Origin of the sequence: Mycobacterium sp. MAC_080597_8934, from assembly GCF_000523975.1 — a bacterium.
In the GTDB taxonomy this organism is placed as follows: Bacteria; Actinomycetota; Actinomycetes; order Mycobacteriales; family Mycobacteriaceae; genus Mycobacterium; species Mycobacterium avium.
This window is the reverse complement of record NZ_JAOS01000029.1, coordinates 60,429-86,803: the sequence shown is the minus strand read 5'-3', so window position 1 is coordinate 86,803 and position 26,375 is coordinate 60,429. Positions and strand designations below refer to the sequence as shown.

The following is a 26,375-nucleotide window of genomic DNA, read 5'->3' as shown; positions in this document are numbered from 1 at the left end:
CTGCCATGATCGGTGTTACCCGGGCCGAAGCCGTTTTGACCATCGAGCTGCAGCGCCCCGAGCGCCGCAACGCCCTGAACTCCCAGCTCGTCGAGGAGCTGCGGGAGGCCGTGCTGAAGGCGGGCGACGGCTCGACCCGCGCGATCGTGCTGACCGGCCAGGGCACGGTGTTCTGCGCCGGCGCCGACCTGAGCGGCGACGCGTTCGCCGCGGACTACCCCGACCGGCTGATCGAGCTGCACAAGGTGCTGGACGCCACGCCGATTCCGGTGATCGGCGCCATCAACGGCCCGGCCATCGGCGCCGGGCTGCAACTGGCCATGCAATGCGACTTGCGGGTCGTGTCGCCGGACGCGTTCTTCCAGTTCCCGACGTCGAAATACGGCCTGGCCCTTGACAACTGGAGCATCCGGCGGCTGTCGACGCTGGTCGGCCACGGGCGGGCGCGGGCCATGCTGCTGGCCGCGGAGAAGCTGACCGCCGACGTGGCGCTGCAGACCGGGATGGCCAACCGCATCGGGACGCTGGCCGACGCGCAGGCCTGGGCCGCCGAGATCGCGGGCCTCGCGCCGCTGGCCATCGCGCACGCCAAGCGGGTGCTCAACGACGACGGCGCCATCGAAGAGGCCTGGCCGGTGCACAAGGAACTGTTCGACAAGGCCTGGGGCAGCCAGGACGTCATCGAAGCCCAGGTCGCCCGAATAGAGAAGCGGCCGCCGAAGTTCCAGGGGGCCTGACGATCATGCGGGGGACGCTTCGGCTGGTCGCCGGGACGGCGTCGCTGGCGGCCGGCGGTTGGCTGGTGCGCGCCCTGCACGGCGCCCCGGACGCCCTGGGCGCCGACCCCGCGTCGATCGCGGCCGTGACGTCCGGCTCGCCGCACTTCCGCGACGGCGCCTTCGTCAACCTCGAGCCCGCCTCCGAAATCAAGATGGACCGCGAGCAGCTGCGGCTGATCGCGTGGGAGCTGATCGCGAACCGGGGCGGCAGCCGTCCGCCGGCGGCGATCCCGCTGGCCTCACCGGGGGTCGTCGACGCCGACCCCAGCCGGTTGGCGGTCAGCTGGTTCGGCCACTCGACGGCGCTGCTGGAAATCGACGGGTACCGGGTGCTCACCGATCCGGTGTGGAGCGAGCGGTGTTCGCCGTCCGACATCGTGGGGCCGCAACGGCTGCATCCGCCGCCGATCCAACTCGAAGGGCTGCCCGCCGTCGATGCGGTGGTGATCAGCCACGACCACTACGACCACCTCGACATCGACACCGTCCGGGCGCTGGCCCGCACCCAGCGCGCCCCGTTTTTCGTGCCGCTGGGTGTCGGCGCCCACCTGCGCCGGTGGGGGATACCTGAGCAGCGCATCGTCGAGCTCGACTGGCACCAGAGCGGCAAGGTCGACGAGCTGACCGTGACCTGCGTGCCGGCGCGGCACTTCTCGGGACGCTTCCTGGACCGCAATACCACGCTGTGGGCGTCGTGGGCGTTGGCCGGCCCGACCCATCGCGCCTACTTCGGCGGCGACACCGGCTACACCAAGACCTTCGCCCAGACCGGCGCCGAGCACGGGCCGTTCGACCTGACCCTGCTGCCCATCGGGGCCTACAACACGGCCTGGCCGGACGTCCACATGAACCCCGAGGAAGCGGTGCGGGCACACCGGGACGTCACCGACGACGGACTGCTGGTGCCGATCCACTGGGGCACCTTCCGATTGGCGCCGCACCCGTGGGCCGAACCCGTTGAGCGCCTGCTCGCCGCCGCCGAGCCGGCGAAGGTGAAGGTGGCGGTGCCGGTCCCCGGTCAGCGCATCGATCCCGCGGCCCCGCAGAAACCCGACCCGTGGTGGCGGCTCTGAATCTGCCGTCGCCGCGTTAGTGTTCGCGCATGAGCAAACGCGCGGCGGTCCTGACGGCGGTGCTGCTCGGGTTGACCGGATGCGGCTTTGCGCAGCAACCGGCCGGCGCGCCGCCGCGACCGCCCGACGTCCCGCCCAACCAGGTGTCCGCCCTGGCGATCCCGGCCGGCCGCATCGACGAGGCCGTGGCGAAGGTGGACGGCCTCGTTGCCGACCTGATGAGAAGCAGCGGCATCCCCGGGATGGCCGTGGCCATCGTGCATGGCGGGAAGGTGTTGTACGCCAAGGGATTCGGCGTCAAGGATCTGACCAGGGGGCAGGGCCGGGACAACGCGGTGGACACCGACACCGTCTTCCAGCTGGCGTCGGTATCCAAATCGGTGGGCGCGACGGTGGTCGCACACGAAGTCAGCGACCACGTCGTGGGGTGGGACACGCCCGTGGTTTCCACGCTGCCGTGGTTCGCGCTCGGCGACCCCTACGTCACCGGCCATGTCACCGTCGGCGATCTGTACTCGCACCGCTCCGGGCTGCCCGATCATGCGGGCGACAAACTCGAAGATCTGGGCTATGGCCGTCGGCAGATCTGCGAGCGACTCAGGTTGCTGCCGCTGCGGCCTTTCCGAAACAGCTACGCCTACACCAACTATGGGATCACCGCCGCCGCCGAGGCGGTGGCGGCCGCGGCCGGCAAAACCTGGGAAGAGCTCTCCGACGAGGTGCTCTACCGCCCGTTGGGAATGACGTCGACCAGCTCGCGGTTCGCCGACTTCCTCGCCCGGCCCAACCGCGCGGTCAACCACATCAAGATCGGCGACAGCTGGCAGGCCCGTTTCCAGCGAAACCCGGACGCCCAGTCACCGGCGGGCGGGGTGAGCTCATCGGTGCACGACATGGCCCGCTGGCTGATGATGTTGCTGGACAACGGAACCCACGACGGCGAGCACATCGCATCGCCGGAGGCGCTGCTGCCCGCCCTGAGCCCGCAAGTGGTGTCCGGCCCCGCGACCACACCGAAGGCGCGCACCGGATTCTACGGATACGGCTTCAACACCTCGGTGGATTCCTCGGGGCGCACCGAATACAGCCATTCCGGCGCCTTCGATGTGGGCGCAGCCACCAATTTCGTCGTGCTGCCGTCGGAGGACCTGGCGATCATCGCGTTGACCAACGCCGCGCCCTACGGCATCCCGGAGACGCTGACCGCCGAATTCATGGACCTCGTGCAGTACGGCCAGATCCGCGAGGACTGGGCCGCCCTGTACCGGAAAGCCATTGGCTGGCTGAACAATCCGCTGGGTTCGCTGGTGGGCAAGCAGCCGCCGTCCGCCCCGGCGCCGGCCAGGCCGCTGCGCGACTACACCGGCGTCTACGCCAACGACTACTGGGGTCCGGCCGTAATCACCGAGCACGACGGCGCCCTGCAGTTGACGATGGGGCCGCAACACCGGACCGCCACCCTCACACACTGGGACGGCGACACCTTCACCTTCCCGTTGGCCGGCGAAAACGCCCCGCCCGGAACGGTTTCCACGGCCACGTTTACCGGTTCGCCGGCGGCCAGGCTCAACCTGGAGTACTACGACACCGACCAGCTGGGGACGTTCACCCGATGAACACAGGCCTGACCGACGCCGAGGTGGCCCAGCGGGTCGCGCACGGCCAGAGCAACGCGGTGCGGCAGCGCGCGACGCGCAGCATCACCGACATCGTCCGGGCCAACGTGTTCACCCGGATCAACGCGATCCTGGGGGTGTTGCTGCTCATCGTGCTCGCCACCGGCTCGGTGATCAACGGCATGTTCGGCCTGCTGATCATCGCCAACAGCGTCGTCGGCATGGTCCAGGAAATCCGGGCCAAGCAGACGCTGGACAAGCTGGCCATCGTCGGGCAGGCAAAACCCATGGTGCGCAGGCAATCCGGCACTCGCGCTCTGCCTCCCGACGAGGTGGTGCTCGACGACATCATCGAACTCGGGCCCGGCGATCAGGTCGTGGTCGACGGCGAGATCGTGGAAGAGGCCAACCTGGAGGTCGACGAGTCGCTGCTGACCGGCGAGGCCGACCCGATCGCAAAGGCCGTCGGCGATTCGGTGATGTCGGGCAGTTTCGTCGTCGCCGGCAGCGGCGCCTACCGGGCCACCAGGGTCGGCTCGCAGGCCTACGCCGCCAGGCTGGCCGAGGAGGCCAGCAAGTTCACCCTGGTGAAATCCGAACTGCGCAACGGCATCAACCGCATCCTGCAGTTCATCACCTACCTGCTGGTGCCGGCCGGCCTGTTGACGATCTACACCCAGCTGTTCACCACGCACGCCGGCTGGCAGAAGTCCGTGCTGCGGACCGTGGGCGCGCTGGTGCCCATGGTGCCCGAAGGGCTCGTGCTGTTGACGTCGGTGGCCTTCGCGGTCGGGGTGGTGCGGCTGGGCCAGCGCCGGTGCCTGGTGCAGGAGCTGCCGGCCATCGAAGGTCTCGCCCGCGTCGACGTGGTGTGTGCGGACAAGACGGGCACGTTGACCGAGAGCGGGATGCGGGTCGCGCGCGTCGACGAGCTGGACGGGTCCGGGCACGATCGGATCGCCGACGTGCTGGCCGCGCTGGCCGCCGCCGACCCGCGGCCCAACGCGAGCATGCGCGCGATCGCCCAGACCTATTCCCGGCCGCCCGGCTGGACTGTCACGGCGACTGCACCTTTCAAGTCGGCCACCAAATGGAGCGGGGTGTCGTTCGCCGGTCACGGCGATTGGGTGATGGGTGCGCCGGACGTACTGCTCGATCCGGGTTCGGCGGCGGCCGGGCAGGCCGAACGGCTCGGGGCGCAGGGGCTGCGGGTGCTGCTGCTGGGTGCCGCCGACCGGGCCGTCGACCATCCCGACGCCCCGGGCCCGATCACCCCGGTGGCGCTGGTGGTGCTCGAACAGAAGGTCCGCCCCGACGCCCGCGAGACCTTGGATTACTTTGCGGATCAAGGTGTTTCGGTCAAGGTGCTGTCGGGTGACAACGCCGTCTCGGTCGGCGCCGTGGCCGGTGAACTGGGGCTGCACGGCGAAACGCTGGACGCCCGCCAATTACCTTCGGACCCGGCGCAATTGGCGGACATGCTGGACACCTACACCACTTTCGGCCGGGTGCGCCCCGACCAGAAGCGCGCCATCGTGCACGCCCTGCAATCGCACGGGCACACCGTGGCGATGACCGGCGACGGCGTCAACGACGTGCTGGCGCTCAAGGATGCCGACATCGGCGTGGCGATGGGCGCCGGCAGCCCCGCCTCCCGCGCGGTTGCCCAGATCGTGCTGCTGGACAACAGGTTTGCCACCCTGCCGTATGTCGTCGGTGAGGGCCGACGGGTCATCGGCAACATCGAACGCGTCGCCAACCTGTTCCTCACCAAGACGGTCTACTCCGTGCTGCTGGCGCTGCTGGTCGGCCTCGAGTGCCTGTTCGCCAAGGCGCTCAAGGCCGATCCGCTGCTGTACCCGTTCCAGCCGATCCACGTCACCGTGGCGGCGTGGTTCACCATCGGCATCCCGTCGTTCATCCTGTCGCTGGCTCCCAACAACGAGCGCGCCCACCCTGGCTTCGTGCGACGGGTGCTCAGCTCGGCGCTGCCGTCGGGCCTGATCGTCGGCGCGGCCACCTTCGCCTCGTACCTGGTGGCCTATCACGGCCGGCACGCCACCTTCCAGCAACAGGATCAGGCCTCGACCGCGGCCCTGATCACCCTGCTGGTGACGGCGCTGTGGGTGCTCGCGGTGGTGGCCCGGCCCTACCAGTGGTGGCGGGTGGCGCTGGTGATCGCGTCGGGCCTGGCCTATGTGGTGATCTTCAGTCTGCCGCTGGCCCGCAAGGCGTTCCTGCTGGATCCGTCCAATGTCGTGGTGACCTCGTCCGCGCTGGGCATCGGTGTGCTGGGCGCCGCCGCGATCGAGGCCGCCTGGTGGATCCGGGCCAAAATGCTGGGTGTGCGGCCGCAGGTGTGGCGCTGAGCACAGCGAACTCAGCTCCGTCGGCGGCGGGCAGTACGATGCCGGGGAAAAGGGAGGGCGTAATGGGATTCCTGGACAAGGCCAAGGACCTGTTGTCGCAGAACGCCGACAAGTTCGAGATGGCCATCGACAAGGCCGGCGAGTTCGTCGACGAAAAGACGCAGGGCAAGTACTCCGACACCATCCACCAGGTGCAGGAGCAGGCCAAGAAGGCCACCGGCGCCACCGAGACTGGCGACCAGCAGGGCTGAGCCGTGGCCAAGCTTTCCGGATCCATCGATGTTCCGCTGCCCCCCGAGGTGGCCTGGCAGCACGCCTCCGACCTGTCCCGGTACAAGGAGTGGCTGACCATTCACCGGGTGTGGCGCAGCACCTTGCCCGACCAGATCGACAAGGGCACCGTCGTCGAGTCGATCGTCGAGGTCAAGGGCATGCTCAACCGGATCAAATGGACGGTGGTGCGCTACAAGCCACCGGAGGGCATGACGCTCAACGGCGACGGCGTCGGCGGGGTCAAGGTCAAGCTGATGGCCAAGGTGCAGCCCAAGGCGGACGGCTCGGTCGTCAGCTTCGACGTGCACCTCGGCGGTCCAGCGCTGTTCGGGCCCATCGGCATGATCGTCGCGGCCGCGCTGCGCGGCGACATCGACCAGTCGCTGGAGAACTTCGTCACGGTGTTCGCCCGCTCGGATCCGAGCACCAACGGTCATCGCTGAGCGCGGGCGCCACGCTGGGGACGACGTTCACTGCCGGGACCGACGCCGCAGTCGGCTAGTCTCGCACCATGACTCGCCGACTGCGCCCCGGTTGGCTGGTGGCCCTTTGCGCCGTGCTGATTTCGGCCAGCGCGTGGCTGCCGTGGCTGCGGACGACGGTCAACGGCGGGGGCTGGGCGAACGCCATCGGAGGCGCCCACGGCAACCTGGAACTGCCGCGGGGCTTCGGCGCGGGGCAGCTCATCGTGCTGCTGGCCTCGACGTTGCTGGTGGCCGGCGCCATGATGGGCCGCGGCTTGTCGGTGAAGGTGGCTTCCGTTACGGCGCTGCTGATTTCGCTGCTGATCGTGGCGCTCACGGTGTGGTACTACAAGCTCAACGTCAATCCGCCGGTGTCGGCCGAATACGGCCTCTACGTCGGCGCGGGCGGCGCGGCCTGCGCCGTCGCGTGCTCGATGGTGGCCACGATCGCGGTCCTGGTCTCCGGCCGGTCGCGCCGCTGAGCCGTCAGGCCGACGGGAACTCGTGGTCTGCAGGCGTTTCCCGCTCCGGTAGGGGTGGTGGTCGTCCTCGGGCGGGGTGGACAGGAATGTGGCGACGATCGTCGTGCTCGGCTGCCTTCGCCCAAGGATTGCTCCGGTGGCGATGCGAGCAAAATCGTCGGGGTTAGCGCCGATAATCGGCCGACCGCTCGACCCGTGCATAGCCCGAACGCTACCCCCGGGCGGCGCCGTTGTTGAGGCCTAGCGGCGAGCCGGTGTGCTCGGTGGGGATTCGAGAGGGTGGGAAAAGGGCGGCCCCGTCGGCTCTCGGGCTGAACCGACGGGACCTAGACGGGCGCGAAGGCCGGCCGACGCGCTCGTCTCTGATGGATCATTGCCGCCGATCATGGTCGACAAACATGATGACCCAATCTCTTTGAGTGTGCCACGACGCCGGCGCCCCGTTGGGTTAACGACGATTCGTGTTTCGGCGAGGCGCCGGAAACCGTCGAGCATGCCCGCGACGGGAAGCCTGAGCTGCGACGATGTGGTGCGCTTGTACCGATGCGGAGCCGGTGGCGATCCGATGGGGTCACGCCGCGTCTCGGCGCCGCATCCGTCTGCGACGCGGGCGGGCACACGCGGGCGCCGGCCGCGCGTTCGGCAGCCGTCCAGCAAACTGTGCGACCGACGCGGGCCGGCGCCGGGCGGGCGACCGCCGAGCGACGAAGTGCCCACCTTCTAGCGACAAACCGGCGGCCGGCGGGCGGGCGGACGCGCCGCCGATGGGGCCCATCCTGGCACCGCTCACCGCATCGCCCGGACACCCGGCCACTCCGCTGTTGGCGAACGCTGAAAGACTCGTCACCTGCGTGGATCTACCGCTGAGTTAATCGCTAAACCTGCGTCGCGGCCGGGGAGCCGACGCATTGCGACACGGTCACGGATGCATACCTATCAGCTCATCACTGGTCACATTTGCCCCGCTGCTCACTATCGTCACAGGAGCCAACTATGGACGTCAACGCGGTGTCCAACCCCCTCGAAAGGTGTTACATGTCGGCGTTTCTGCGAAGTGTGTCGCTATCGATGGCGTCGGCGGCCGCTGTCGGATTCGTCCTCGTGGTGGGACCCGCGCCAACCGCGAACGCCACACCGTGTGGGGCTCCCGAAGCCAACGTGGACCCGCCCGCCGCGCCGCCGGCGATGCCCGCACCGCAGCCGGTTGTGCAGCCGCCGACCGGCCGCAGGCCCACCCACACCAACGACCAGGCGCCGCTGCCCAAGCTGGGTCCGCTGATCTCGTCCTTGCTCAAGCCGAGCGCACCGGGCCGGCAGTACTCCGCACCGGTGCACCCGCGGGCCGAGGGGCCCGGGCCCGACCCGTCCGCACCGATGTATCCGCAAGCCGAGGTGTTGCCGCCGGGACCCAACCCGCCCACACCCGGCGGGGCGGTACCGCCGAATGCCAACCAGCTGCGCCCGAACGCCGCCCCGATGCCGCAGCCGCAGCCCCAGCCGCAACCCGCGCCGGGTCCGCCGCCCCCGTCGATCGCGGGCGCCCCGACGTCGCTGGTCGACTGGGTGACCGGACCCAACGGCCCGAACAAGACCCTGCAACGTTTCAGTATCTCCGGCACCGACCTCGGGATCGCTTGGGACAACGGCGATCCCGCCAACCGCCAGGTGCTGATGGCCTTCGGCGACACCTTCGGCTACTGCAAGGTGCACGGCCAGCAATGGCGCTACAACACGCTGTTCCGCAGCAACGATCACGACCTTTCGCACGGAATCCACATCGCCGACGGCGTGCCCAACGACAGGTACTCCGGCTCACCGGTGTGGGCGCCCGGGCTTTCCAAACAGGTCGTCAACACCATCCACAAGGCGGCGCACGAAACCGGCATCATTCCCACGTCGGGCATGTCGATGGGCAGAACCCAATACATGAGCTACATGTCCATCCGCCAGTGGGGCCGTGACGGCGAATGGTCGACCAACTACTCGGCGATCGCGCGGTCCACCGACAACGGCCAGAACTGGGGGATCTTCCCGACCTCGATTCGCACGGCGTCGCCGGATGCCATTCCGGGAGCCGGGTTTACGCCCGGCAACGAGAACTTCCAGATGGGCGCGTTCCTCAAGGGCAACGACGGCTACATCTACCAGTTCGGGACGCCCTCGGGGCGCGGCGGGGCGGCATTCTTGTCCCGCGTTCCGCCGAACCAATTGCCCGACCTGACCAAGTACCAATACTGGAACGGCGACAACGGCGGGCACTGGGTGGCAAACAACCCCGGTGCGGCGACGCCGATCTTCCCCGGCCCGGTGGGCGAGATGTCGGCCCAGTACAACAGCTATCTCAAGCAATACCTGGTGCTCTACACCGACGGCGGCAGCAACGACGTCGTGGCGCGGACCGCGCCGACCCCGCAGGGGCCGTGGAGTCCCGAGCAGCCGTTGGTGTCCTCGTTCCAAATGCCCGGTGGCATCTACGCGCCGATGATCCATCCCTGGTCCTCGGGGCGAGACCTGTACTTCAACCTGTCGCTGTGGTCGGCATACGACGTGATGTTGATGCACACCGTTCTGCCGTAGAGCTGTCCCATCCGGTGGCCGAGTGAGAGGAGGGCGACGATGATCGCCTTGGAGTATCACGACGACAGTTGCGGCCTGGCCGACCCGCTCACTCCGCTCGCCGCGGCGGCGCTGCCCGACGACGTGCCCGCCTCGTCGGCGGCAGACGTCACCGGGCGCCGGGACGACGACGGTGCGGAGGGTCACACGGTGTTCGACGGTCACCGTCCGGATTTCTGGACTATAGGCAGGCCAGGGCTGCGCGACATCGAGGTGTGCATCGAGAGCACCCGCGCGGACGGCGCGATCAGCCTGGGCCTGGTGGTCAACGGCCTGGATTGCAGTGGTGTTCCGATTGACCAGGCGCTTTCGCTCGCAGACGCCCGGGGGGATGCGGGCGTCTGCGGCGTCAGCTGCCGGGGAGGCGGGCACCTCAAGGCCAGTTAGGCCGCGGCGGAACGCATTTGGTGCGACGTCGCCGTCACGGCGGGGGCAACGGGATCCACCGCTTGCCGTCCGTCGTCCATCCGCACGGCAGGTAGTTCCAGTGCGCGGGCGGGCCGAAATCGAAACTCAGACACTTCGGTGCCAGGGGTGGCGGGGTCGGCGACGGCGGTGCCGGCTGGTTCTCGGCGTGAGCGGTGGCCCCGCTGAGAGTCAAGGCCCCAACGGCGATCAGTGTCGCGACTAGCTTCCGCATCGCAGGCCCGGCAGGTGTTATGCCCCGACGAGGCGACGGCCGCTACGTTTCTTCCCGCACACGCACCTCACCGATGGTAGTCCTGTTTCCCGCGGTTGGTGGGACGTGAAGTGCTTCAGGCCCCCGGCTGTTGGGTGGCGGGCGGCCGGGCGAATTAACCACGTCCGCCGCCCGCAAACGATTTCTCGTGCTACTCAGCGTTGTCTGTGCGATGAGCGAGCCAGGCGGCTGCTCGTTGGGAGGCTCTCCGATAGGGTTCGGGTACGGTCACGAGGCGGCTTGCAATCACTTGCGGGTCAACGAGATCAGCAGCGATCAGTGCCTGAACGAAGTTCTGGTCTTTCTCCCGTAGTGCGCACAACTTCGCAACACACAAGTCTTCCTTGTCGAGGCACCATCCGATGTATTGAGGTTCGCCCGATGGGGCGGCGGTGTTCTCGTTCTGCACTTTGACCAGCCGATCGCGCCATCCGTCGGGCAGCGCCGAGGTCTGCAGGTCCACGCCGTCGATACTGAAACCGTGAAGTCGCTCAAAGGGGGAGAACTCGCCCGCGGCTCCCTCGAGTTCATCTGCAAGACGGGCGATTTCGCCCGTGTCGTCGGTGATGGGCAGGACGTCGACTTCCACCGACCTGGTGGCGTAGAAGGGCAGCTGGTCCTCGGTGTAGGTGCCGAGGATCGCTTGGGAGCCGACGATGATCACTTCAGTCAGTCCGGCGATTTGGCAGGCGGCCCGGATGGCGTGCTCAAGCTGGTCTCGCCGCATCAGCGCACCGTGCGCAGAACGCGGATGCGCTCCTCATCGGGGAGCAGTCCGCCCATCGGTGAGACTTCGCGCATTTCGATGCAATCGCGGCCGAGTCCGGTAAGGACGCGATGAAGGCCGGGGACGTCACCGTCTCTCACGAGCGATTCCCAGCGGTCGAGATTTCTCATGTGTGGTTGGCCGGTGACGCCGGACCTCAACCGTCGCAAGTTGCGCTCGATCACGGGTTTCCATTGGGTGAGGGTCGACCGTGTCAGGTGTCTGGCCAGCTCGCGGTGCAGTTTCCACGAGCGGCGTTCTGAGCGTGTGAGCGTGGGAGCGACTGGTTGGCGGGTGATTTCGAGTCGGTACCCCATACAGGACAGCAGTCGGTCGAGCTGCTCATCGCTGAGTTCGACCTTGTCCGAGAGGAACTGGCTGATGCTCGGCTGGTGCACACCGCTGAGCCGAGACAATTCGGACTGGGTGGTGCCGGTTTCGTGCATCACCGTCCGTAAGACGTCGCTCTGCCCGCTCATGCCAAACTATAGCATTTTTTACTATAGGTGCGGCGGGTCTTCCTTGGTGCGAGTGCCGCACGATGAGGCCCGCGCTTCGACGCACTTCCAGCTAGGGAATCCAAGATCGCTGCATTTGATGCTGTCGGTGAAGGTCAGGGGGTGTCACCGATCAGCCGAAACAACTGTCACGCATCAACCGAAACACTGTCAGGCATCACCCGACATAGATCCGTCAAGCATCAGCCGAAGTCATACAATCCCACCTGTGCCCCACCTGTGCCCCCGGCAGGATTCGAACCTGCGACACCGGCTTTAGGAGAGCCGTGCTCTATCCCCTGAGCTACGAGGGCGGACGGCCCGAGCTTACCGGGGCGGTGCGCCGAGAACCGAAATCCGCCGTCAGCGCAGTTCGGCGATGACCTTGGCGAAGTTGTCGATGTGGTTGTCCTGCACGGTGAAGGACGAGACGCCGTACTTGTCGCGGTAGGCCGACAAGGTGTCGGCGATGTCGCGCGGCGAACCGCTGAGCACCGACGGCATCGACAGGATCTGCTCGTCGGTCAGCTCGGGGGAGTAGCTGCGGGTCAGCTTGAGGTCGGGCTCGGTCTCACCGACGCGCGGCATGGCCGTGATGGCCAGATTCAGCTCGAGCAAGTCGAACCGATCGCCGGCCGCGTTGCGGACGAACTCGACGCGCTCGGCGAACGGGTCCTCGACGTCGCGCACCTTGGCGCCGGTCAGCCCGATGATGTCGGCATTGCGGGCGGCGATGGTCAGCACCCGGTCCCCGTTGCCGGCGATGATCAGCGGTGTCGACGGGTGGTGTTCCTTGAGGTACGTCGTCATGTGTTCGAGGTAGTCGACCCGCTCGCGGGCGCTAGGATACGGGATTTCGGCGGCTTCGAACTCTTCGCGGACATACCCGGTGCCCAGCCCGATCTCGAGGCGGCCGTCGCTGAGCAGATCCAGGGCCTGCATGTCCCGGCTGAGCAGGGCCGGCTTGTAGAACGCGGAATTGAGCACGTACATGCTCAGCCGCAGCGTCGTGGTGACCATGGCGACCGCGGTCAGCGTCGGGAACGGCGCCGCGGCGCCCAAATGGTCAGGTACACAAAGGATGTCAAAGCCGGCGTCTTCGGCGCGCTTGGCCTTGTCGAGCAGCGCCTCCCGCGACTTGTAGAACCGCATGCTCATTCCAAAGCGAAAGTCCTTGGCCACCAACACTCTCCGTTCAATGATCCGACATTGACCAACAACGGGCGGCATCCGCCAACCCCTGGATCAGGGCGCCGGTCACCGGCGATATGCCGTCGTCGCCGGGCAGCGGGCTGCGCGGGCTGAGCCCGCGGACCCGCGCCGAGAGCTCCAGCTGGACTCCGCCGTCACGCACCCGATTCACCGGGTTCGCCGGGTGCAGGCCGCGCAATTCGGCGGGGATGTCCTCGAGGTCGGTGATCACCCGGTAGCCGGCCAACCGGACGTGCCGGGCCAAATGATCGGCCAGCGCCCGGTTGCGGCCGCCGGCCAACAGTTGGGTGCTGCGACCGTCGCGGCCATACCCGTGCAGCGACACCGCAACGTCGACGTGGTCGAGGAACTCGGCCAGCCGCGGCGACTCGGCCGGGTCGAACCGGGCCGACGGCAGGTGATGCGGATAGGCGGCGGGATGGCGCACCACGTACACCGACGCGCCGGCGGCCGCGGCGGCGCGTTCGGCGATCACGTCGGTCATCTCTTCCAGCCCGCCGCCGTGAATGGCCAAAAACCCGAAGCCCGAACGCAATTCGCTGGACTCAGTCACGCCGGTAACACGCAGCAGTGCCGAAAGTGACTGCGGCCCAATCCCATTCGAAGGCGACGTGGCTCGCGGACTGGGCCAGCCGGCGGGGTCCCAGCGGCGCAAGAAGTCGATCCAGCGTTGCGGCAACCCGTGCTGGGTGGCGCCGTCGACGATCTTGGGCAGGTAGCCCGGCCGCGGCGGGCCCGGTGTCACCCGGTGGTCGATGTACACCCAGGCCGGCGCCGGCCCGTCATCGGTGTGCACGGTGAGCCGGTCGCGCCGGTAGCGCACCGGCACCCCCTCTGCGCTGTCCAGGGTCGCCAAGTCGCCGTCGGAGATCCGCCACACCACGCCGTGCACCTGGTTACCGACCAGCGGTTCGACGGTGGCCACGCCGCGCTGATTGATCAGCCAATCGTGATCGGCCAGCACCGCGGGCCGCGGATCGGCCGCGTCGGGACAGCGCTGCGCCATCTGCCGTGCGCACAGGTTCGACCCGTATGCGAAGTAGAGGTGCCGGCGGGCCGGCATTCAGCCGGTCACCGTCAGCCAGATGAGCACCATGTTCAGCAGACTAATCAAGATGCCCACGCCCCAGCCAAGGATCGTCGTGATGCGGTGGTTGGCGTCGGACCCCATCAGCTCGCGGTCGCTGGTCAGCTTGATCAACGGCAGCACCGCGAACGGTATCCCGAACGACAGCACCACCTGGGACAGCACCAGGGCGCGGGTGGTGTCGTATCCGACCGCCAGGATCAGCAGCGCGGGGCACAGCGTGATCAACCGGCGCACCACCATCGGAATCGAGCGGTGCAGCAGCCCCTGCATGATCATGGCGCCGGCGTAGGCACCCACCGACGACGATGCCAGCCCGGAGGCGAGCAACCCCACGGCGAACATCACCGCGATGGTCGCGCCCAGCGTGTTGTGGATCGCGGTGTACGCGCCCTCGATCGAGGCGCTCACGTCGCGGTGCTGCAGGTTGGTGGCGGCGATCAGCAGCATCGCGGCGTTCACGGTGCCGGCCACCGCCATCGCCAGTACCACGTCCCAGCGGGTGACGCGCAGCAGCAGGCGGCGGTGCGGCCCCTCGTCGGGGTGCCCGTGCCGGTCCAGGACCAGCCCCGAATGCATGTACACCGCATGCGGCATGACGGTGGCGCCCAGGATGGCGGCGGCCAGCAGCACGCTCTCGGTGCCGCGGAACCTCGGGAGCAGCCCGGACAGCACCGCCTCCGGGGGCGCGGTCTTGACGAAGAAGCTGGCCGCGAACCCGATCGCGATGACCAGCAGCAGGCCGGTGATGACCCGTTCGAAGAGGATCTGGCCGCGCCGGTCCTGGATGCCCAACAGCAGCAGCGCCACCACGCCGGTGATCAGCCCACCGGCCAGCAGCGGCAACCCGAACAGGATGTGCAAGGCGATGGCCCCGCCGACCACCTCGGCCGCGTCGGTGGCGATGGCCACCAGCTCGGCCTGAACCCAATAGACCAGCCGTGCCGGACGGCTCATTCGCTTGCCGATGGTTGCGGGCAGGGAGCGCCCGGTCACCAGCCCGAGCTTGGCCGACAGGTACTGCACCAGGCCGGCCAGGACGTTGGCGGCCACGATCACCCACAGCAGCAGGTAGCCGTATTGCGAGCCGGCGCTGACGTTGGCCGCGACATTTCCCGGGTCGACGTAGGCGATGGCGGCGACGAACGCGGGCCCGAGCAGGTACCAGTTGCCCTTGAGCGAGCCCTGGGTGCGCTGCGCCAACGTCGACCTCGATTCCCATCAGGCGAATAAGAAAGTGAGGGTAGTCGAACATTGCCGCCGTGCCGTCGGCGGCCACGGCGTTTCCGTCGTCCCGGCTTACTCCGGGCGGTAGAGGCCGCGCCCGGTGATCAGCGGCAGGTCCAGCGTCGTGACGATGCCCGGCGGGGCCGCCACCACCGCGGGGATCGCGTTGACCACCCGCATCGCGGTGGCCACCAAGCCGGCGTGGTTGTGATCGCCCTTGCGGCTGCTCAGGCAGATGTCCATGGCATACGACGGTTCGCCGGTGACCTCGATGCGGTAGGAGCCGCCGTGCTGCGCGGGCTGCGGCCAGTCGGGGCACAGGTCCTCGCGCAGCCGGGTGACGTGTTCGAGAACGACGACGGGACGGCCGTCGACCATCCCGAACACCTCGAAGCGCAGCGCCGCGGCGGTGCCCTTGGCGATGTGACCCGACGCGATGTCGAAGTCTTCGGGTGCGGGCACCCGCACGTGCTGCTGGGTGACCTCGTCGAGCGAAACACCCAGTCCCGCCGCCAATTGCCGCACCACCGATCCCCAGGCGAGGCTGAGCACGCCGGGCTGCAGCAGCATCGGGACGTCGTCCAGCGGCTTACCGAATCCCATCACGTCGAACATGACCGCGGCGCTGTCGTAGGTCGCGTAGTCGACGATCTCCATGCACCGGATCTGCTGGATGCTCTGGCAGGTGCCGGCGAGCGCCAGCGGCAGCAGGTCGTTGGCGAAGCCGGGATCGATGCCGTTGACATACAGGCTCGAATTACCTTGCTGCGCAGCCGCTTCCAGCGGTTTGATCAGCTCGTCGGGGATGACCTGCCACGGATACTGCAAGAAGACCGGACCGCTGCCGACGATGTTGATGCCGGCGGCCAGGACGCGCCGGTAGTCGTCGAGCGCCTCGGGCAACCGATTGTCGGCCAGCGCGTTGTACACCGCGCAGCGCGGTCCGGTGGCCAGCACCGCGTCCAGGTCGGTGCTGGCGAGCACCCCCGTCGGCTGCGCCAGCCCGGCAAGTTCTGCCGCGTCTTTGCCGGCCTTGGCGTCCGAGGACACCCAGACGCCGGTCAGTTCGAATTGCGGATCCGTGATCAGCGCCCGCAGCGCATGGATACCGACGTTGCCGGTGCCGAGCTGGACGACGGGTATGGGCATGACATGCTCCTCAGCGGTCGGGGGTCACAGGTCCGGGACGGGGATGTCGAGGTTGGGGTAGGTCAGCCCGCCGTCCACCTCCAGCGTCTTGCCGGTCAAAAACTCCCCGGCCGGGGACGCCAAATACACTGCGGCAGAGGCGATGTCGACGGGGTCGCCGAGACGGCGCAGCGGGGTGGCCTTCTCCATCGGCGCCCGCAGCTCGTCGTTGGAGGCCACCACGTCGAGCGCGGAGGTGAGGATCGAGCCCGGCGCGATCGCGTTGACCCGAATCCGCGGGCACAGATCCAGGGCGGTCAGCCGGGTGTAATGCGACAGCGCGGCCTTGGCCGTGCCGTAGGCCGCGAAACCCCGCCCGGCCAGCCGGCCCATGGTCGAGGTGATGTTGATGATGTTCCCGCCGCCGGAGTGCTCCAGCATCAGCGGCACGGCCGCCACGGTGAGCGCGTGGGCGGTGGCGACGTTGAAGGTGAAGGCGTCCTTGAGATCCTTCGTCGAGGTGGTCAGCAGCGTGTTGGGCATGGTGCCGCCGACGTTGTTGACGACGATGTCTAGTTTCCCGAAGGCCTCGACGGCCCGGCCGGCCAGCTCCGCGGTGGACTCGGGATGCGCCAGGTCGGCGGCCACCACATGCGCCCGACGACCGGCGGCGCGGACCTGCTCGGCGACGGCTTCTAGTTGCGATTCGGTGCGCGAGGCGATCAGAACGTCCGCGCCGGCCTCGGCGAAGGCAACCGCGATGGCCGCCCCGAGGCCGCGGCCCGCACCCGTGATGACGGCGACTTTGTCGTCGAGGCGGAACCTGTCAAGGATCATGGCGGTCTCTTTTCTTTCGGTGTCAGCCGACACGGTAGCAAGCCACGCCGTCCCAGATCCGGGCATTTCTGGAACAGGTTCTACTTTTCCTCCGGCGCCGCTCACGCGCCGCCCGGCGCTACCGCCGGTCGCGCGCGGTGCGCACCGGCGACGGTGCCGCACCCGCGGCCTCGGGAAACGGCTTGAGGGTCAACCTGTTTGGTGCCAGGGCGCCGCGTGCGGCTCCGCTCGGCGAGCCGACCGACCGCCCGCGGCGGGCCGATCCGTAACACCCTCGCTTCGCTTTGCTGTCATGCCCCGGCGATTCGGCGTCGCCGCCTGGCTTCTGCCGACGTCGACGCGGCGTGTTGCGCCGTTCAGCGAAGGCCGCCGAACAGTTTGCTCATAGTTAACCTTGTTACTGTTAGCTTCGTGGCTGCGAGACGGGCTGGTCGGCACGCGGTTGCCGGTGGACCGGCGGCGAACATGTTTCATCCCTACCGTGAGGAAGCGAATTGAAACTCAACCGATTTGGTGCCGTGCTGAGCGTCTTGAGCGCCGGCGCGCTGGTGTTGTCGGGATGCGGAAGCGATAACAACGGGGCTGGCGCCGGCGCCGGCGGCTCGTCGTCGAGCAAGGTGAGCTGCGGTGGCAAGAAGGCCCTCAAGGCCAGCGGCTCGACCGCCCAGGCCAACGCGATGACCCGATTCGTCAACGCCTTCGAACAGGCCTGTCCCGGCCAGACACTGAACTACACGGCCAACGGTTCCGGTGCCGGGATCAGCGAATTCAACGGCAAGCAAACCGATTTCGGTGGTTCCGACTCGCCGCTGGCGCCCAGTGAATACGCCGCGGCGCAGCAGCGTTGCGGCTCGCCGGCCTGGAATCTGCCGGTGGTTTTCGGCCCGATCGCCATCACCTACAACGTCGCCGGGCTGAACTCGCTGAACCTGGACGGCGCGACCGCCGCCAAAATCTTCAACGGCGCCATCACGACGTGGAATGACCCGGGGATCCAGGCGCTCAACCCCGGCGTTGCCCTGCCCGCCGAGCCGATTCACGTCGTCTTCCGCAACGACGAATCCGGCACCACCGACAATTTCCAGAAATATCTCGATGCCGCCGCCGACGGCGCTTGGGGCAAGGGCGCCGGCAAGACCTTCAAGGGCGGCGTCGGCGAGGGAGCCAAGGGCAACGACGGCACCTCGGCGGCGATCAAGGCCACCGAAGGGTCCATCACCTACAACGAGTGGTCGTTCGCTCAGGCGCAGAAGCTGAACATGGCCAAGATCATCACGTCGGCCGGTCCGGACGCGGTGGCGATCAGCGCCGACTCGGTGGGCAAGACGATCGCGGGAGCCAAGATCTCCGGCCAGGGCAACGATCTGGTGCTCGACACCCTGTCGTTCTACAAGCCCACCCAGGCCGGGTCGTACCCGATCGTGCTGGCCACCTACGAGATCGTCTGCTCGAAGTACCCCGACCCCCAGGTCGGCACGGCGGTCAAGGCGTTCCTGCAGAGCACCGTCGGCGCCGGCCAGAACGGTCTGGCCGACAACGGCTATATCCCGATCCCCGACGCCTTCAAGTCGAGACTGTCTGCTGCCATCAACGCGATCACCTAACCTGAGGTGGTCGTGACACGAGGAACAGCAACCGCGCAGCTGCCCGCACCGACGACGCTGAACGCGCGGGTATCGCGGCGGGGCGACCGGCTGTTCAAGGCGATCGCCGCCGCCGCCGGGTTCACGATCGTGGTCGCGATCGCGTTGATCGCGGTGTTCCTGTTGCTGCGTGCCGTTCCGTCGTTGCGCGTCAACCACGCGAACTTCTTCACCAGCGCCCAGTTCAGCACCAGCGACCCGCATCGGCTCGCGTTCGGCATCCGCGACCTGCTCATGGTCACGGTGCTCAGTTCGCTCAGCGCGCTGGTGCTGGCCGTCCCCATCGCGGTCGGTATCGCGGTGTTTCTCACCCAGTACGCGCCCAGACGACTGGCCCGCCCGTTCGGCGCGATCGTCGACCTGCTCGCCGCGGTGCCGTCGATCATCTTCGGGCTGTGGGGGATTTTCGTGCTGGCCCCCCAGCTCGAGCCGGTGGCGGCGTTCCTCAACCGCCACCTGGGATGGTTCTTCCTGTTCAAAACCGGCAACGTGTCGTTGGCCGGCGGCGGCACCATCTTCACCGCCGGCGTCGTGCTCTCGGTGATGATCTTGCCGATCGTCACGTCGGTGTCCCGCGAGGTCTTTCGGCAGACCCCGCACATCCAGATGGAAGCCGCACAGGCCCTGGGCGCCACCAAGTGGGAGGTGGTGCGGATGACGGTGTTGCCGTTCGGCCGCAGCGGCGTGATCGCGGCCTCGATGCTCGGGCTGGGCCGGGCCCTGGGCGAGACGGTGGCCGTGCTGATCATCTTGCGGTCGGCGGCCCGCCCGGGGCACTGGTCACTGTTCGACGGCGGCTACACCTTCGCCTCCAAGATCGCCTCGGCGGCCGCGGAGTTCAGCTCGCCGCTGCCCACCGGCGCCTACATCTCGGCGGGTTTCGCGCTGTTCGTTTTGACGTTCATCGTCAACGCGCTCGCGCGGGCGATCGCCGGCGGCAAGGTCAACGGATGACCCGGGCCGTCGACGCGCTCGACCGGCCGGTCAAGACCGAGGTGTTCCGGCCGCTGAGTGTGCGGCGCCGGATCACCAACAACGCCGCGACGATCTTCTTCCTCGGCTCGTTCGTCGTCGCGCTGGTGCCGTTGATCTGGGTGCTGTCGGTGGTGCTGGAACGGGGCTGGTACGCCGTCACCCGCTCGGGGTGGTGGACCCACTCGCTGCACGGCGTGCTGCCCGAGCAGTTCGCCGGCGGCGTCTACCACGCGCTGTACGGGACCGTGGTGCAAGCCGGGGTGGCCGCCGCGATGGCCGTGCCGCTGGGCCTGATGACCGCGGTCTTCCTGGTCGAATACGGGTCCGGCCGGCTGGTGCGGCTGACGACCTTCATGGTCGACGTGCTCGCCGGGGTGCCCTCGATCGTGGCGGCGCTGTTCATCTTCAGCCTCTGGATCGCCACGCTGGGCTTCCAGCAGAGCTCGTTCGCCGTCTCGCTGGCCCTGGTGTTGTTGATGCTGCCGGTGGTGGTGCGCTCGGCCGAGGAGATGCTGCGGTTGGTGCCCGACGACCTGCGCGAAGCCAGCTATGCGCTGGGCGTGCCGCAATGGAAGACCATCGTGCACATCGTGTTCCCCATCGCGATGCCCGGCATCGTGTCGGGCATCCTGTTGTCCATCGCGCGGGTGATCGGGGAAACCGCGCCGGTGCTGGTGCTGGTCGGCTACAGCCGATCGATCAACCTGGACATCTTCCACGGCAACATGGCCTCGCTGCCGTTGCTGATCTACACCGAACTGACCAACCCCGAACACGCCGGCTTCCTCCGGATCTGGGGTGCGGCGCTGACCCTGATCATCATTGTCGCGGTGATCAACGTCGTCGCCGCGGCCACCCGATTCCTGGCCGGTCGCCGGCGCTGACGGCGTCAGGACCTCGAAGCCGCCTTCTTGGCGGGCGCCTTCTTGGCCGCGCCCTTCTTCGCGGGTGCCTTCTTGGCGGCGGTCTTCTTGGCGGGCGACTTCCTCGCCGGCGCCTTGCCGTCCCCCGAGCGGGCCTTCACGCTGGCCTCCAGCTTGGCCAGCAGATCGGAGACGTCCTCGGTCTCGTCCAGCTGCTTGGGTTGCTCCTCGGTGGTAAACGCTTCTCCGCCTTCGAGTTTGGCCTGAACCAGCTCGTGCAGCTGTTCCTGGTAGTCGTCGTGGTAGCGGTCGGGGTTGAAGTCTTCGGCCATCGACTCCACCACCTGGCCGGCCATCTTCAGTTCGGCCGGCTTGATCTCGACCTTCTTGTCCAGGATGGGGAAGTCCGGGTCGCGGATCTCGTCGGGCCACAACAAGGTGTGGATCACCATCACGTCGCGCTTGCCGAAGTCCTTGACCCGCAAGGCCGCCAGCCGCGTCTTGTTGCGCAACGTGAAATGCACGATCGCCATCCGGTCCGTCTCCGCGAGCGTCTTGGCAAGCAGCACATACGATTTCGAGGACTTCGAATCCGGCTCCAGAAAATAGCTGCGGTCGAACAGCATCGGGTCCACCTCGTTGGCCGGGACGAACTCGAGCACCTCGATCTCGCGGCTGCGTTCTTCGGGCAAGGTGGCGATGTCGTCGTCGGTGATGATCACCATCTGGCCGTCGTCGGATTCGTAGGCCCGGGCGATGTCGCGGTACTCGACGACCTCCCCGTCCAGCTCGCACACCCGCTGGTACCGGATACGGCCGTTGTCCTTGGCGTGTACCTGGTGGAACTTGATGTCGTGGTCTTCGGTCGCGCTGTACACCTTGACCGGGACGTTCACCAGCCCGAACGCGATGGAACCCTTCCAGATGGAGCGCATGTAAGTCAGTATGCCCACACCACCCCCGGATAAGCGTCTAACGACGCAAAGCGGCCTGCACAGCGGCCCGATCCGGCAGGTCGGCCCCCGCGCGCGCGATGGTCAGCGCCGACGACAGGCTGGCAGCGTCGAGCGCCGAGGTCAGGGTGTCGATCCCGATGTCCCGCAGCGCGCCGCGCCGGTCGCCGCCCAGCAACCCCGCTTCCCACAGCGCGTCGAGCAGCCCGGCCATGAAGGAGTCGCCGGCGCCGACCGTGTCGACCACCCGCACCGCGCGCGTCGGCACCCGGGCGGTTCCGGCCGCGCAGTAGCCCACCGCGCCCCGGTCGGCCATCGTCACCGCCACGACGGCCGGACCCAGCCCCAGCCAGGTCTGCGCGAGTTGCTCGGGCGAGCGGTCGGGATCGATCCAGTGCAGATCCTCCGCGCTGACCTTCACGATGTCGCTGCGCTCGACGAGGTGCTCGATGCGCGACACTGCCAGTTCCCGGTCGGCGATCAGCGACGGCCGCACGTTCGGGTCGAACGTGACGGTGGCCGACACGCGGTAGGTGTCGATCAACGCCGCGACCGCCAGACAACCCGGATCCCGCACCGCGGCAATGGATCCGGTGTGGACGAACAGCGGGGGTGCCACCGGCGGTATCCCGGAAAGCCGCCAGTCCAGATCGAACTCGTAGTCGGCCGAACCGTCGGCCGCGATGGTCGACCGCGCCGTCGCCGTGCGCTCGGCGGCCCGGCTTTCCGAAACCAGCTGCACCCCAGCGTCTTTCAGGTAGGCGGCGATGCGCCGGCCATGGTCGTCGTCGGCGAGGTAGGTGAGGAAGTCGACGTCGCGGCCCAGCCGGCCCAGTCCGACCGCGACGTTGAGCGGGCTGCCGCCGACATACTCGGCATCCTCGACGATGTCGATCAGCGACTCGCCGATCACCAGCCCGCGGGTCATCGCACCAACTCTTCGAGCGTCGCGCGAGCTCCCTTGCGGTGCAACGATTCCAGGGCCCAGCTGTAGGCCTGCACAAACCGGGGCTGGTGCGCCAGGTCCCCGAACACCCCCGCGATCTCGATGAACGCCGTGGGATTCTCGTACTGCGAGCGGGCGATCGGGATCAGCGAGTCCGCCAGCTGGTCCACCACCTCGAACGGCTTACCCCACTCGTCGGTGCCCTCGGCGTAGCGGGCCCAGCTGGCCACGGCCGCGGCCGCGATCCGCACCGAGCCGTCGTTGGCCAGGTTGTCGTTGATCACCGGCAGCAGCCATTTCGGGATGCGATCCGAGGAGAAGGCGCACAGCCGCGCGATGGTGTCGCGCACGCCCGGGTTGGTGAACCGCTCGATCAGCCGGTGACCGTAGTCGTACAGGTCGATCCCGGGCACCGGCGGCAGCGTCGGGATGGCCTCGGATTCGAAATAGGCCCACAGGTATTCGGCGAACAACGGGTCGCGCGCGGCTTCGTGGACGAACTCGAACCCGCACAGATGCGCGAAGTAGGCCAGGCACTGATGGCCCGCGTTGAGCATCCGCAGCTTCATCAGCTCGTAGGGCGCGACGTCGTCGACCAGCAGCACGCCGGCCCGCTCCAGCGGCGGCCTGCCGTCGGCGAACTTGTCTTCGAGCACCCAGGCGGTGAAAGGCTCGGCCACCACCGGCCAGCGGTCGTTGACGCCGAAGTCCCGCCGCACCTCGGCGGCCATCTGCAAGGTGGTGGACGGCGTGATCCGGTCGACCATCGAACTCGGGAAGCACACGTGTTCGTCGACCCACTCGGCGAGTTCGGGGCTGCGGGCTTCCGCGTTCGCCAGCACGGCGCGCCGCGCGATTTCGCCGTTGTTCTCGATGTTGTCGCACGACGCGATGGTCGGTGCGGCGATCCCGCGGCGCCGGCGCCGGTCCAGGGCCTCGACGATGAACGCGAACGCCGGCCCCTCCGGGTCGCGGTAGCCGCCCTCGGTGATGGTCAGCGAGATGATCCGGGTGGTCGGCGCCGCAAGGACTTCCAACGCCGACTCGGGATCGTCGGGCGCGTAGCGGTAGTCGATGATCGAGCCGATCACGTGGGCGTCGCGGCTGCCGTCGGGCTTCTCCAGGATCAGCGTGTAGAGCCCGTCCTGGTCGTTGAGCACGTCGCGCATCGTCCAGTCGGCGGGCATCACGCCCACCCCGCAGATGCCCCACTCCCGGGCCAGGCCGGCCTGCAGCAACCGGTCGATGTACATGGCCTGATGCGCGCGGTGGAAATGTCCGGCACCGATGTGCGCGATGCCGACGGTGACGCTGCCGCGGTCGTAGTTGGGCGCCTCGATGGGCAGCGTGGGCAGCGTCGCGTTGTTCAGGTTTATCCCGTCAGCCTCCATTGGCCAACTCCTCCCGGGCCGCAGCGCGGATGGTTACCGGGCTCGCAGCACCTCTCGACGGTACGACGGCCGCGGGCCAAAAGCTAAATGCCCGCCGGCGGGGACCAGTTGAGGACCAGTCGATGTCCTAGGCGAGTGAAGATCCTGCCGCCGGCACGGCCGACGAGAGCAGGACATCGGCAAGGGCGCGCCACGAGTCGGTGATCGCGACCGCCCCGGCGTCGATCAATTCCGCACGGCGGCAATCCCGTTCGTCGGGCAGCACGAACATCAGGTTGCCGACGGTGGCGTAGCCGGCGGCGACCGCGGAGCTCACGCCGGCCACCGAGTCTTCGATGGCCAGCCCTTGTTCCGGCACGACGCCCAGCACCTGCCCGGCGTGCAGATACACCGCGGGGTCGGGCTTGCTGGTCGGCACCGGAAGGGAATCCTCCGCGCTGAACCGCACCGACGCCGGGATCAGCGGATCCAGGCCGGTGGCCGAAAAGCAGCCGGCGAGGCGCTTGAGGGCGCTGGAGCTGACCGCTGCCAGCGCGTACCGCGACGCCAGATCCTGCAGTGGCGCAAGCACTTCGGGGTCCGATCGCAGGGTGGCGGCCAGATGCGCGGTGACCTGCTCGCGCTCCTGCAGTACCCACTGCTCGAGTTCATCGGCGCACAACGCCCGATCCGCCGCCGCGTCGTCGGCCGACGCGACGACGGCCTCGGGCCGGCCCTGCGCCAGGGTCTGGTCGATCGGCACACCGGACGCCACCGCCAGGTCCAGGGCGGTGCTGCGGAAGTTCTTGCCGACCGCCTGCTTGCGCAGCTGCTCCGCGGTGAACGGGGCGGCCACGCCGAACCGGGCCAGGAAACGGTTGATCACCTCGACGGAGGCGGCGAAAGCCGGTCTCTCGGAAGGGAACAGGTTGTCGTCGGCGTCACAGAGCAGGGTGGTGATCGGTGCCGGGTCGAATTCCCGCACCAGCGTCAGTCCCTCGGGTTTCATCGCGCCACCAACTCCCGGGAATCGTCCTGCAACGATTGGCGCAGCGTGGCAATCACGCCGTGCTCGTCGATGCTGGCGACCATCTCGCCGAGGCGCTCGGAGAATCCGGGCACCAACCGGAGATCGGCCAGGATCTCGTGCCGCAGCAACGGATCCGGGTTGTTGCCGGCCATGTTCGCCAGCTTGGTCAGCAGATCCGCCTCCGGGTCGTCGATGCGGATCTTGCGACCGTTCAGGTCGTAGCCGCGCAGGTAGCGCGCCCAGCCGGCCAGCGCCAACATCAGCAGCGTGTGCGGTCGGTCCTGCGCGATCGCCTCGTGTAGCGACGGCAGCAGGAACGAGGCGATCTTCGTCGATCCCCGCCGCGCCAACCGGGACAACTGGTCGCTCATGCGGGGATTGCCCAGCCGGGTGAGCAACGTGTCGCGATAGTCGGGCGTGTTCATCCCGGGCACCGGGGGCAGCAGCGGCTGCACCTCGTCGCGCATGAGCCGCTCGACGTAGTCGAAGATGACCGGATCCTTCATCGCTTCGTCGGTGCGCCGGTAGCCGGCCAGCGTGGCCAGACAGGCCAGCGCGATATGGGTTCCGTTGAGCAGCCGGGTCTTGATCAGCTTGTGGTCGCTGACGTCCGTCACGAACTGGACGCCGACCTCGTCCAGCGGCGGGCGGCCGTCGCTGAAGCTGTCTTCGATGATCCACTGACTGTGCGGTTCGGTCAGCACCGGCCAGTTGTCGGCGACACCGAAGGTGCGCTCGACGAATTCGCGCTCCGAGTCCGACGTCTGCGGCGTGATGCGGTCGACCATGGTCGACGGGAACGCGACATGCCGGTCGATCCAGCGGGCCAGCCCCGGGTTCTTCAGCGCGGCGAACGACACCAGGGCGGTGCGCGCCGCCTGGGTGTTGTCGGGAATGTTGTCGCAGCACAGCACCGTGAACGGCGCGATGCCCGCGCGGCGACGCTGCTCGAGCGCCTCGGTCAGGTATCCCCACGCCGTGCCGTAGCAGCCCGACGCGACAAGGTCGGCGCGCACATCGGGGTGGTCGGCGTCGAACTCGCGGGTGACCGGATCCAGGAAGTACCCGTTGGGGGTGATGGTCAGGCTGACGATGCGGGTGCGCGGATCCGTCAGCGCCGCGCGGACCGCTGCGCCGTCATTCGGTGCGTAGTGGACAGAGCCGATCGAGCCGACGACGCGCGCGGTTTGGTGATCGTGGCCGCGCTGCACAACGGTGTAGAGACCGTCCTGGGCGGACAGCAGATCCTTCACGTCGTGCGAGCGAAGGCTGATCGCGCTGACACCCCACTGATCGGAAATGCCCGAGCAGGCAAGGTCATCGAAGTAGACGGCTTGGTGGGCACGGTGGAAATTGCCCGCTCCGATGTGCACCACACCACGTTGCAGTGCCGACCTGTCATAGGTCGGCACGTCGATTCGTTGCGAATGCAGGGGCAGGGTGGCGTTACTCAGCGGAAGAGCCCGCATGCGGCGCCGAGCGACGACTCG

Annotated in this window: 25 protein-coding genes and 1 tRNA gene; 12 read left to right on the top strand and 14 right to left on the bottom strand. The window is 68.0% G+C overall.

Translation table 11 applies throughout. From position 1 onward, the window contains the following. The first annotated feature begins 5 nt into the window (after nt 1-5). From NF20_RS17325 to NF20_RS17285, 9 genes are all read left to right on the top strand, one after another. Nucleotides 6-737 carry an enoyl-CoA hydratase gene (locus tag NF20_RS17325; RefSeq protein ID WP_009975158.1) on the top strand — a complete coding sequence of 244 codons (732 nt, stop codon included), beginning with the start codon at nt 6-8 and terminating at the stop codon, nt 735-737. Between the two features lie 2 nt (nt 738-739). Beyond that, entirely contained in the window at nt 740-1,852 is a 1,113-nt protein-coding gene (locus NF20_RS17320; RefSeq protein ID WP_031354224.1) for an MBL fold metallo-hydrolase, read from the top strand. A 29-nt stretch (nt 1,853-1,881) separates the two neighbouring features. Then, on the top strand, nt 1,882-3,468 hold the full coding sequence (locus NF20_RS17315; protein WP_033713169.1) for a serine hydrolase: 1,587 nt from the start codon (nt 1,882-1,884) through the stop codon (nt 3,466-3,468). After that, on the top strand, nt 3,465-5,837 hold the full coding sequence (locus NF20_RS17310) for a cation-translocating P-type ATPase (protein ID WP_033713171.1): 2,373 nt from the start codon (nt 3,465-3,467) through the stop codon (nt 5,835-5,837). Before NF20_RS17315 ends, NF20_RS17310 begins: the two co-directional genes overlap by 4 nt. A 62-nt stretch (nt 5,838-5,899) precedes the next feature. Further along, nucleotides 5,900-6,088, top strand: a complete 189-nt coding sequence (locus NF20_RS17305; RefSeq protein WP_019733774.1) for an antitoxin — start codon at nt 5,900-5,902, stop codon at nt 6,086-6,088. A gap of 3 nt (nt 6,089-6,091) precedes the next feature. Continuing rightward, nucleotides 6,092-6,553, top strand: coding sequence for an SRPBCC family protein (locus NF20_RS17300; protein ID WP_003872880.1), 462 nt, complete (start codon nt 6,092-6,094; stop codon nt 6,551-6,553). Between the two features lie 68 nt (nt 6,554-6,621). Continuing rightward, the gene (locus tag NF20_RS17295) at nt 6,622-7,056 is read left to right on the top strand and encodes a hypothetical protein (protein WP_023900194.1); all 435 of its coding nucleotides are present in this window, start codon (nt 6,622-6,624) and stop codon (nt 7,054-7,056) included. Nucleotides 7,057-8,049: 993 nt separating this feature from the next. After that, a complete protein-coding gene (locus NF20_RS17290; RefSeq protein WP_003872878.1) occupies nt 8,050-9,633 on the top strand; it encodes a DUF4185 domain-containing protein in 1,584 nt (527 codons plus the stop codon). 39 nt (nt 9,634-9,672) lie between these two features. Next, on the top strand, nt 9,673-10,059 hold the full coding sequence (locus NF20_RS17285) for a hypothetical protein (RefSeq protein ID WP_003872877.1): 387 nt from the start codon (nt 9,673-9,675) through the stop codon (nt 10,057-10,059). Between the two features lie 34 nt (nt 10,060-10,093). Here the strand turns inward: NF20_RS17285 and NF20_RS28305 are convergent, their stop codons facing one another. The 9 genes from NF20_RS28305 to NF20_RS17245 form a co-directional block, all read right to left on the bottom strand. Continuing rightward, a complete protein-coding gene (locus NF20_RS28305; protein WP_016705560.1) occupies nt 10,094-10,312 on the bottom strand; it encodes a hypothetical protein in 219 nt (72 codons plus the stop codon). Between the two features lie 190 nt (nt 10,313-10,502). Further along, a complete protein-coding gene (locus NF20_RS17280; protein ID WP_033713172.1) occupies nt 10,503-11,078 on the bottom strand; it encodes a DUF6036 family nucleotidyltransferase in 576 nt (191 codons plus the stop codon). Continuing rightward, on the bottom strand, nt 11,078-11,596 hold the full coding sequence (locus NF20_RS17275; RefSeq protein WP_224111441.1) for a helix-turn-helix domain-containing protein: 519 nt from the start codon (nt 11,594-11,596) through the stop codon (nt 11,078-11,080). Before NF20_RS17275 ends, NF20_RS17280 begins: the two co-directional genes overlap by 1 nt. A gap of 259 nt (nt 11,597-11,855) precedes the next feature. After that, a tRNA-Arg gene (locus tag NF20_RS17270) sits at nt 11,856-11,928 on the bottom strand. A gap of 49 nt (nt 11,929-11,977) precedes the next feature. Further along, a complete protein-coding gene (locus NF20_RS17265) occupies nt 11,978-12,802 on the bottom strand; it encodes an LLM class F420-dependent oxidoreductase (protein WP_009975169.1) in 825 nt (274 codons plus the stop codon). Nucleotides 12,803-12,809: 7 nt separating this feature from the next. Continuing rightward, a complete protein-coding gene (locus tag NF20_RS17260) occupies nt 12,810-13,889 on the bottom strand; it encodes a poly-gamma-glutamate hydrolase family protein (RefSeq protein ID WP_033713173.1) in 1,080 nt (359 codons plus the stop codon). Next, nucleotides 13,890-15,116, bottom strand: coding sequence for an Nramp family divalent metal transporter (locus NF20_RS17255; protein ID WP_023871369.1), 1,227 nt, complete (start codon nt 15,114-15,116; stop codon nt 13,890-13,892). It lies immediately after the preceding gene. Between the two features lie 96 nt (nt 15,117-15,212). Continuing rightward, complete coding sequence (locus tag NF20_RS17250) at nt 15,213-16,289, bottom strand: diacylglycerol kinase (protein WP_019733871.1); 1,077 nt, start codon at nt 16,287-16,289, stop codon at nt 15,213-15,215. Nucleotides 16,290-16,313: 24 nt separating this feature from the next. Further along, nucleotides 16,314-17,105: an SDR family oxidoreductase gene (locus NF20_RS17245; protein ID WP_009975177.1), complete on the bottom strand. Its 792-nt coding sequence runs from the start codon at nt 17,103-17,105 to the stop codon at nt 16,314-16,316. A gap of 494 nt (nt 17,106-17,599) precedes the next feature. Here NF20_RS17245 and pstS point away from each other — a divergent pair, with 494 nt between their 5' ends. Genes pstS through pstA form a run of 3 tightly spaced genes read left to right on the top strand, consistent with a single transcriptional unit; the run spans nt 17,600 to nt 20,607 of the window. Beyond that, nucleotides 17,600-18,709, top strand: a complete 1,110-nt coding sequence (gene pstS / locus NF20_RS17240) for a phosphate ABC transporter substrate-binding protein PstS (RefSeq protein WP_010949005.1) — start codon at nt 17,600-17,602, stop codon at nt 18,707-18,709. A 39-nt stretch (nt 18,710-18,748) separates the two neighbouring features. Further along, complete coding sequence (gene pstC / locus NF20_RS17235) at nt 18,749-19,702, top strand: phosphate ABC transporter permease subunit PstC (protein ID WP_029248391.1); 954 nt, start codon at nt 18,749-18,751, stop codon at nt 19,700-19,702. Next, entirely contained in the window at nt 19,699-20,607 is a 909-nt protein-coding gene (gene pstA, locus NF20_RS17230) for a phosphate ABC transporter permease PstA (RefSeq protein ID WP_011723908.1), read from the top strand. The genes pstC and pstA overlap by 4 nt, the downstream gene beginning before the upstream one ends. A gap of 5 nt (nt 20,608-20,612) precedes the next feature. Here the strand turns inward: pstA and NF20_RS17225 are convergent, their stop codons facing one another. The 5 genes from NF20_RS17225 to NF20_RS17205 form a co-directional block, all read right to left on the bottom strand. Continuing rightward, a complete protein-coding gene (locus NF20_RS17225) occupies nt 20,613-21,521 on the bottom strand; it encodes a Ku protein (RefSeq protein WP_009975180.1) in 909 nt (302 codons plus the stop codon). Between the two features lie 37 nt (nt 21,522-21,558). Then, nucleotides 21,559-22,467 (bottom strand): carbohydrate kinase family protein, encoded by a 909-nt coding sequence (locus tag NF20_RS17220; RefSeq protein WP_009975181.1) that lies wholly within the window; start codon nt 22,465-22,467, stop codon nt 21,559-21,561. After that, on the bottom strand, nt 22,464-23,876 hold the full coding sequence (locus NF20_RS17215) for a mannitol dehydrogenase family protein (protein ID WP_003877478.1): 1,413 nt from the start codon (nt 23,874-23,876) through the stop codon (nt 22,464-22,466). The genes NF20_RS17220 and NF20_RS17215 overlap by 4 nt, the downstream gene beginning before the upstream one ends. A 127-nt stretch (nt 23,877-24,003) precedes the next feature. Then, the gene (locus NF20_RS17210) at nt 24,004-24,864 is read right to left on the bottom strand and encodes an HAD family hydrolase (RefSeq protein WP_033713175.1); all 861 of its coding nucleotides are present in this window, start codon (nt 24,862-24,864) and stop codon (nt 24,004-24,006) included. Then, entirely contained in the window at nt 24,861-26,354 is a 1,494-nt protein-coding gene (locus tag NF20_RS17205; protein ID WP_009975186.1) for a mannitol dehydrogenase family protein, read from the bottom strand. Before NF20_RS17205 ends, NF20_RS17210 begins: the two co-directional genes overlap by 4 nt. Nucleotides 26,355-26,375: the final 21 nt, after the last annotated feature.

Coding starts and splice junctions, on each gene's coding strand:
- NF20_RS17325 (WP_009975158.1), top strand. CDS start 6: ATGATCGGTGTTACCCGGGCCGAAGCCGTTTTGACCATCGAGCTGCAG.
- NF20_RS17315 (WP_033713169.1), top strand. CDS start 1,882: ATGAGCAAACGCGCGGCGGTCCTGACGGCGGTGCTGCTCGGGTTGACC.
- NF20_RS17310 (WP_033713171.1), top strand. CDS start 3,465: ATGAACACAGGCCTGACCGACGCCGAGGTGGCCCAGCGGGTCGCGCAC.
- NF20_RS17305 (WP_019733774.1), top strand. CDS start 5,900: ATGGGATTCCTGGACAAGGCCAAGGACCTGTTGTCGCAGAACGCCGAC.
- NF20_RS17295 (WP_023900194.1), top strand. CDS start 6,622: ATGACTCGCCGACTGCGCCCCGGTTGGCTGGTGGCCCTTTGCGCCGTG.
- NF20_RS17290 (WP_003872878.1), top strand. CDS start 8,050: ATGGACGTCAACGCGGTGTCCAACCCCCTCGAAAGGTGTTACATGTCG.
- NF20_RS17285 (WP_003872877.1), top strand. CDS start 9,673: ATGATCGCCTTGGAGTATCACGACGACAGTTGCGGCCTGGCCGACCCG.
- NF20_RS28305 (WP_016705560.1), bottom strand. CDS start 10,312: ATGCGGAAGCTAGTCGCGACACTGATCGCCGTTGGGGCCTTGACTCTC.
- NF20_RS17280 (WP_033713172.1), bottom strand. CDS start 11,078: ATGCGGCGAGACCAGCTTGAGCACGCCATCCGGGCCGCCTGCCAAATC.
- NF20_RS17275 (WP_224111441.1), bottom strand. CDS start 11,596: ATGAGCGGGCAGAGCGACGTCTTACGGACGGTGATGCACGAAACCGGC.
- NF20_RS17260 (WP_033713173.1), bottom strand. CDS start 13,889: ATGCCGGCCCGCCGGCACCTCTACTTCGCATACGGGTCGAACCTGTGC.
- NF20_RS17250 (WP_019733871.1), bottom strand. CDS start 16,289: ATGCCCATACCCGTCGTCCAGCTCGGCACCGGCAACGTCGGTATCCAT.
- NF20_RS17245 (WP_009975177.1), bottom strand. CDS start 17,105: ATGATCCTTGACAGGTTCCGCCTCGACGACAAAGTCGCCGTCATCACG.
- pstA (WP_011723908.1), top strand. CDS start 19,699: ATGACCCGGGCCGTCGACGCGCTCGACCGGCCGGTCAAGACCGAGGTG.
- NF20_RS17225 (WP_009975180.1), bottom strand. CDS start 21,521: ATGCGCTCCATCTGGAAGGGTTCCATCGCGTTCGGGCTGGTGAACGTC.
- NF20_RS17220 (WP_009975181.1), bottom strand. CDS start 22,467: ATGACCCGCGGGCTGGTGATCGGCGAGTCGCTGATCGACATCGTCGAG.
- NF20_RS17215 (WP_003877478.1), bottom strand. CDS start 23,876: ATGGAGGCTGACGGGATAAACCTGAACAACGCGACGCTGCCCACGCTG.
- NF20_RS17210 (WP_033713175.1), bottom strand. CDS start 24,864: ATGAAACCCGAGGGACTGACGCTGGTGCGGGAATTCGACCCGGCACCG.
- NF20_RS17205 (WP_009975186.1), bottom strand. CDS start 26,354: ATGCGGGCTCTTCCGCTGAGTAACGCCACCCTGCCCCTGCATTCGCAA.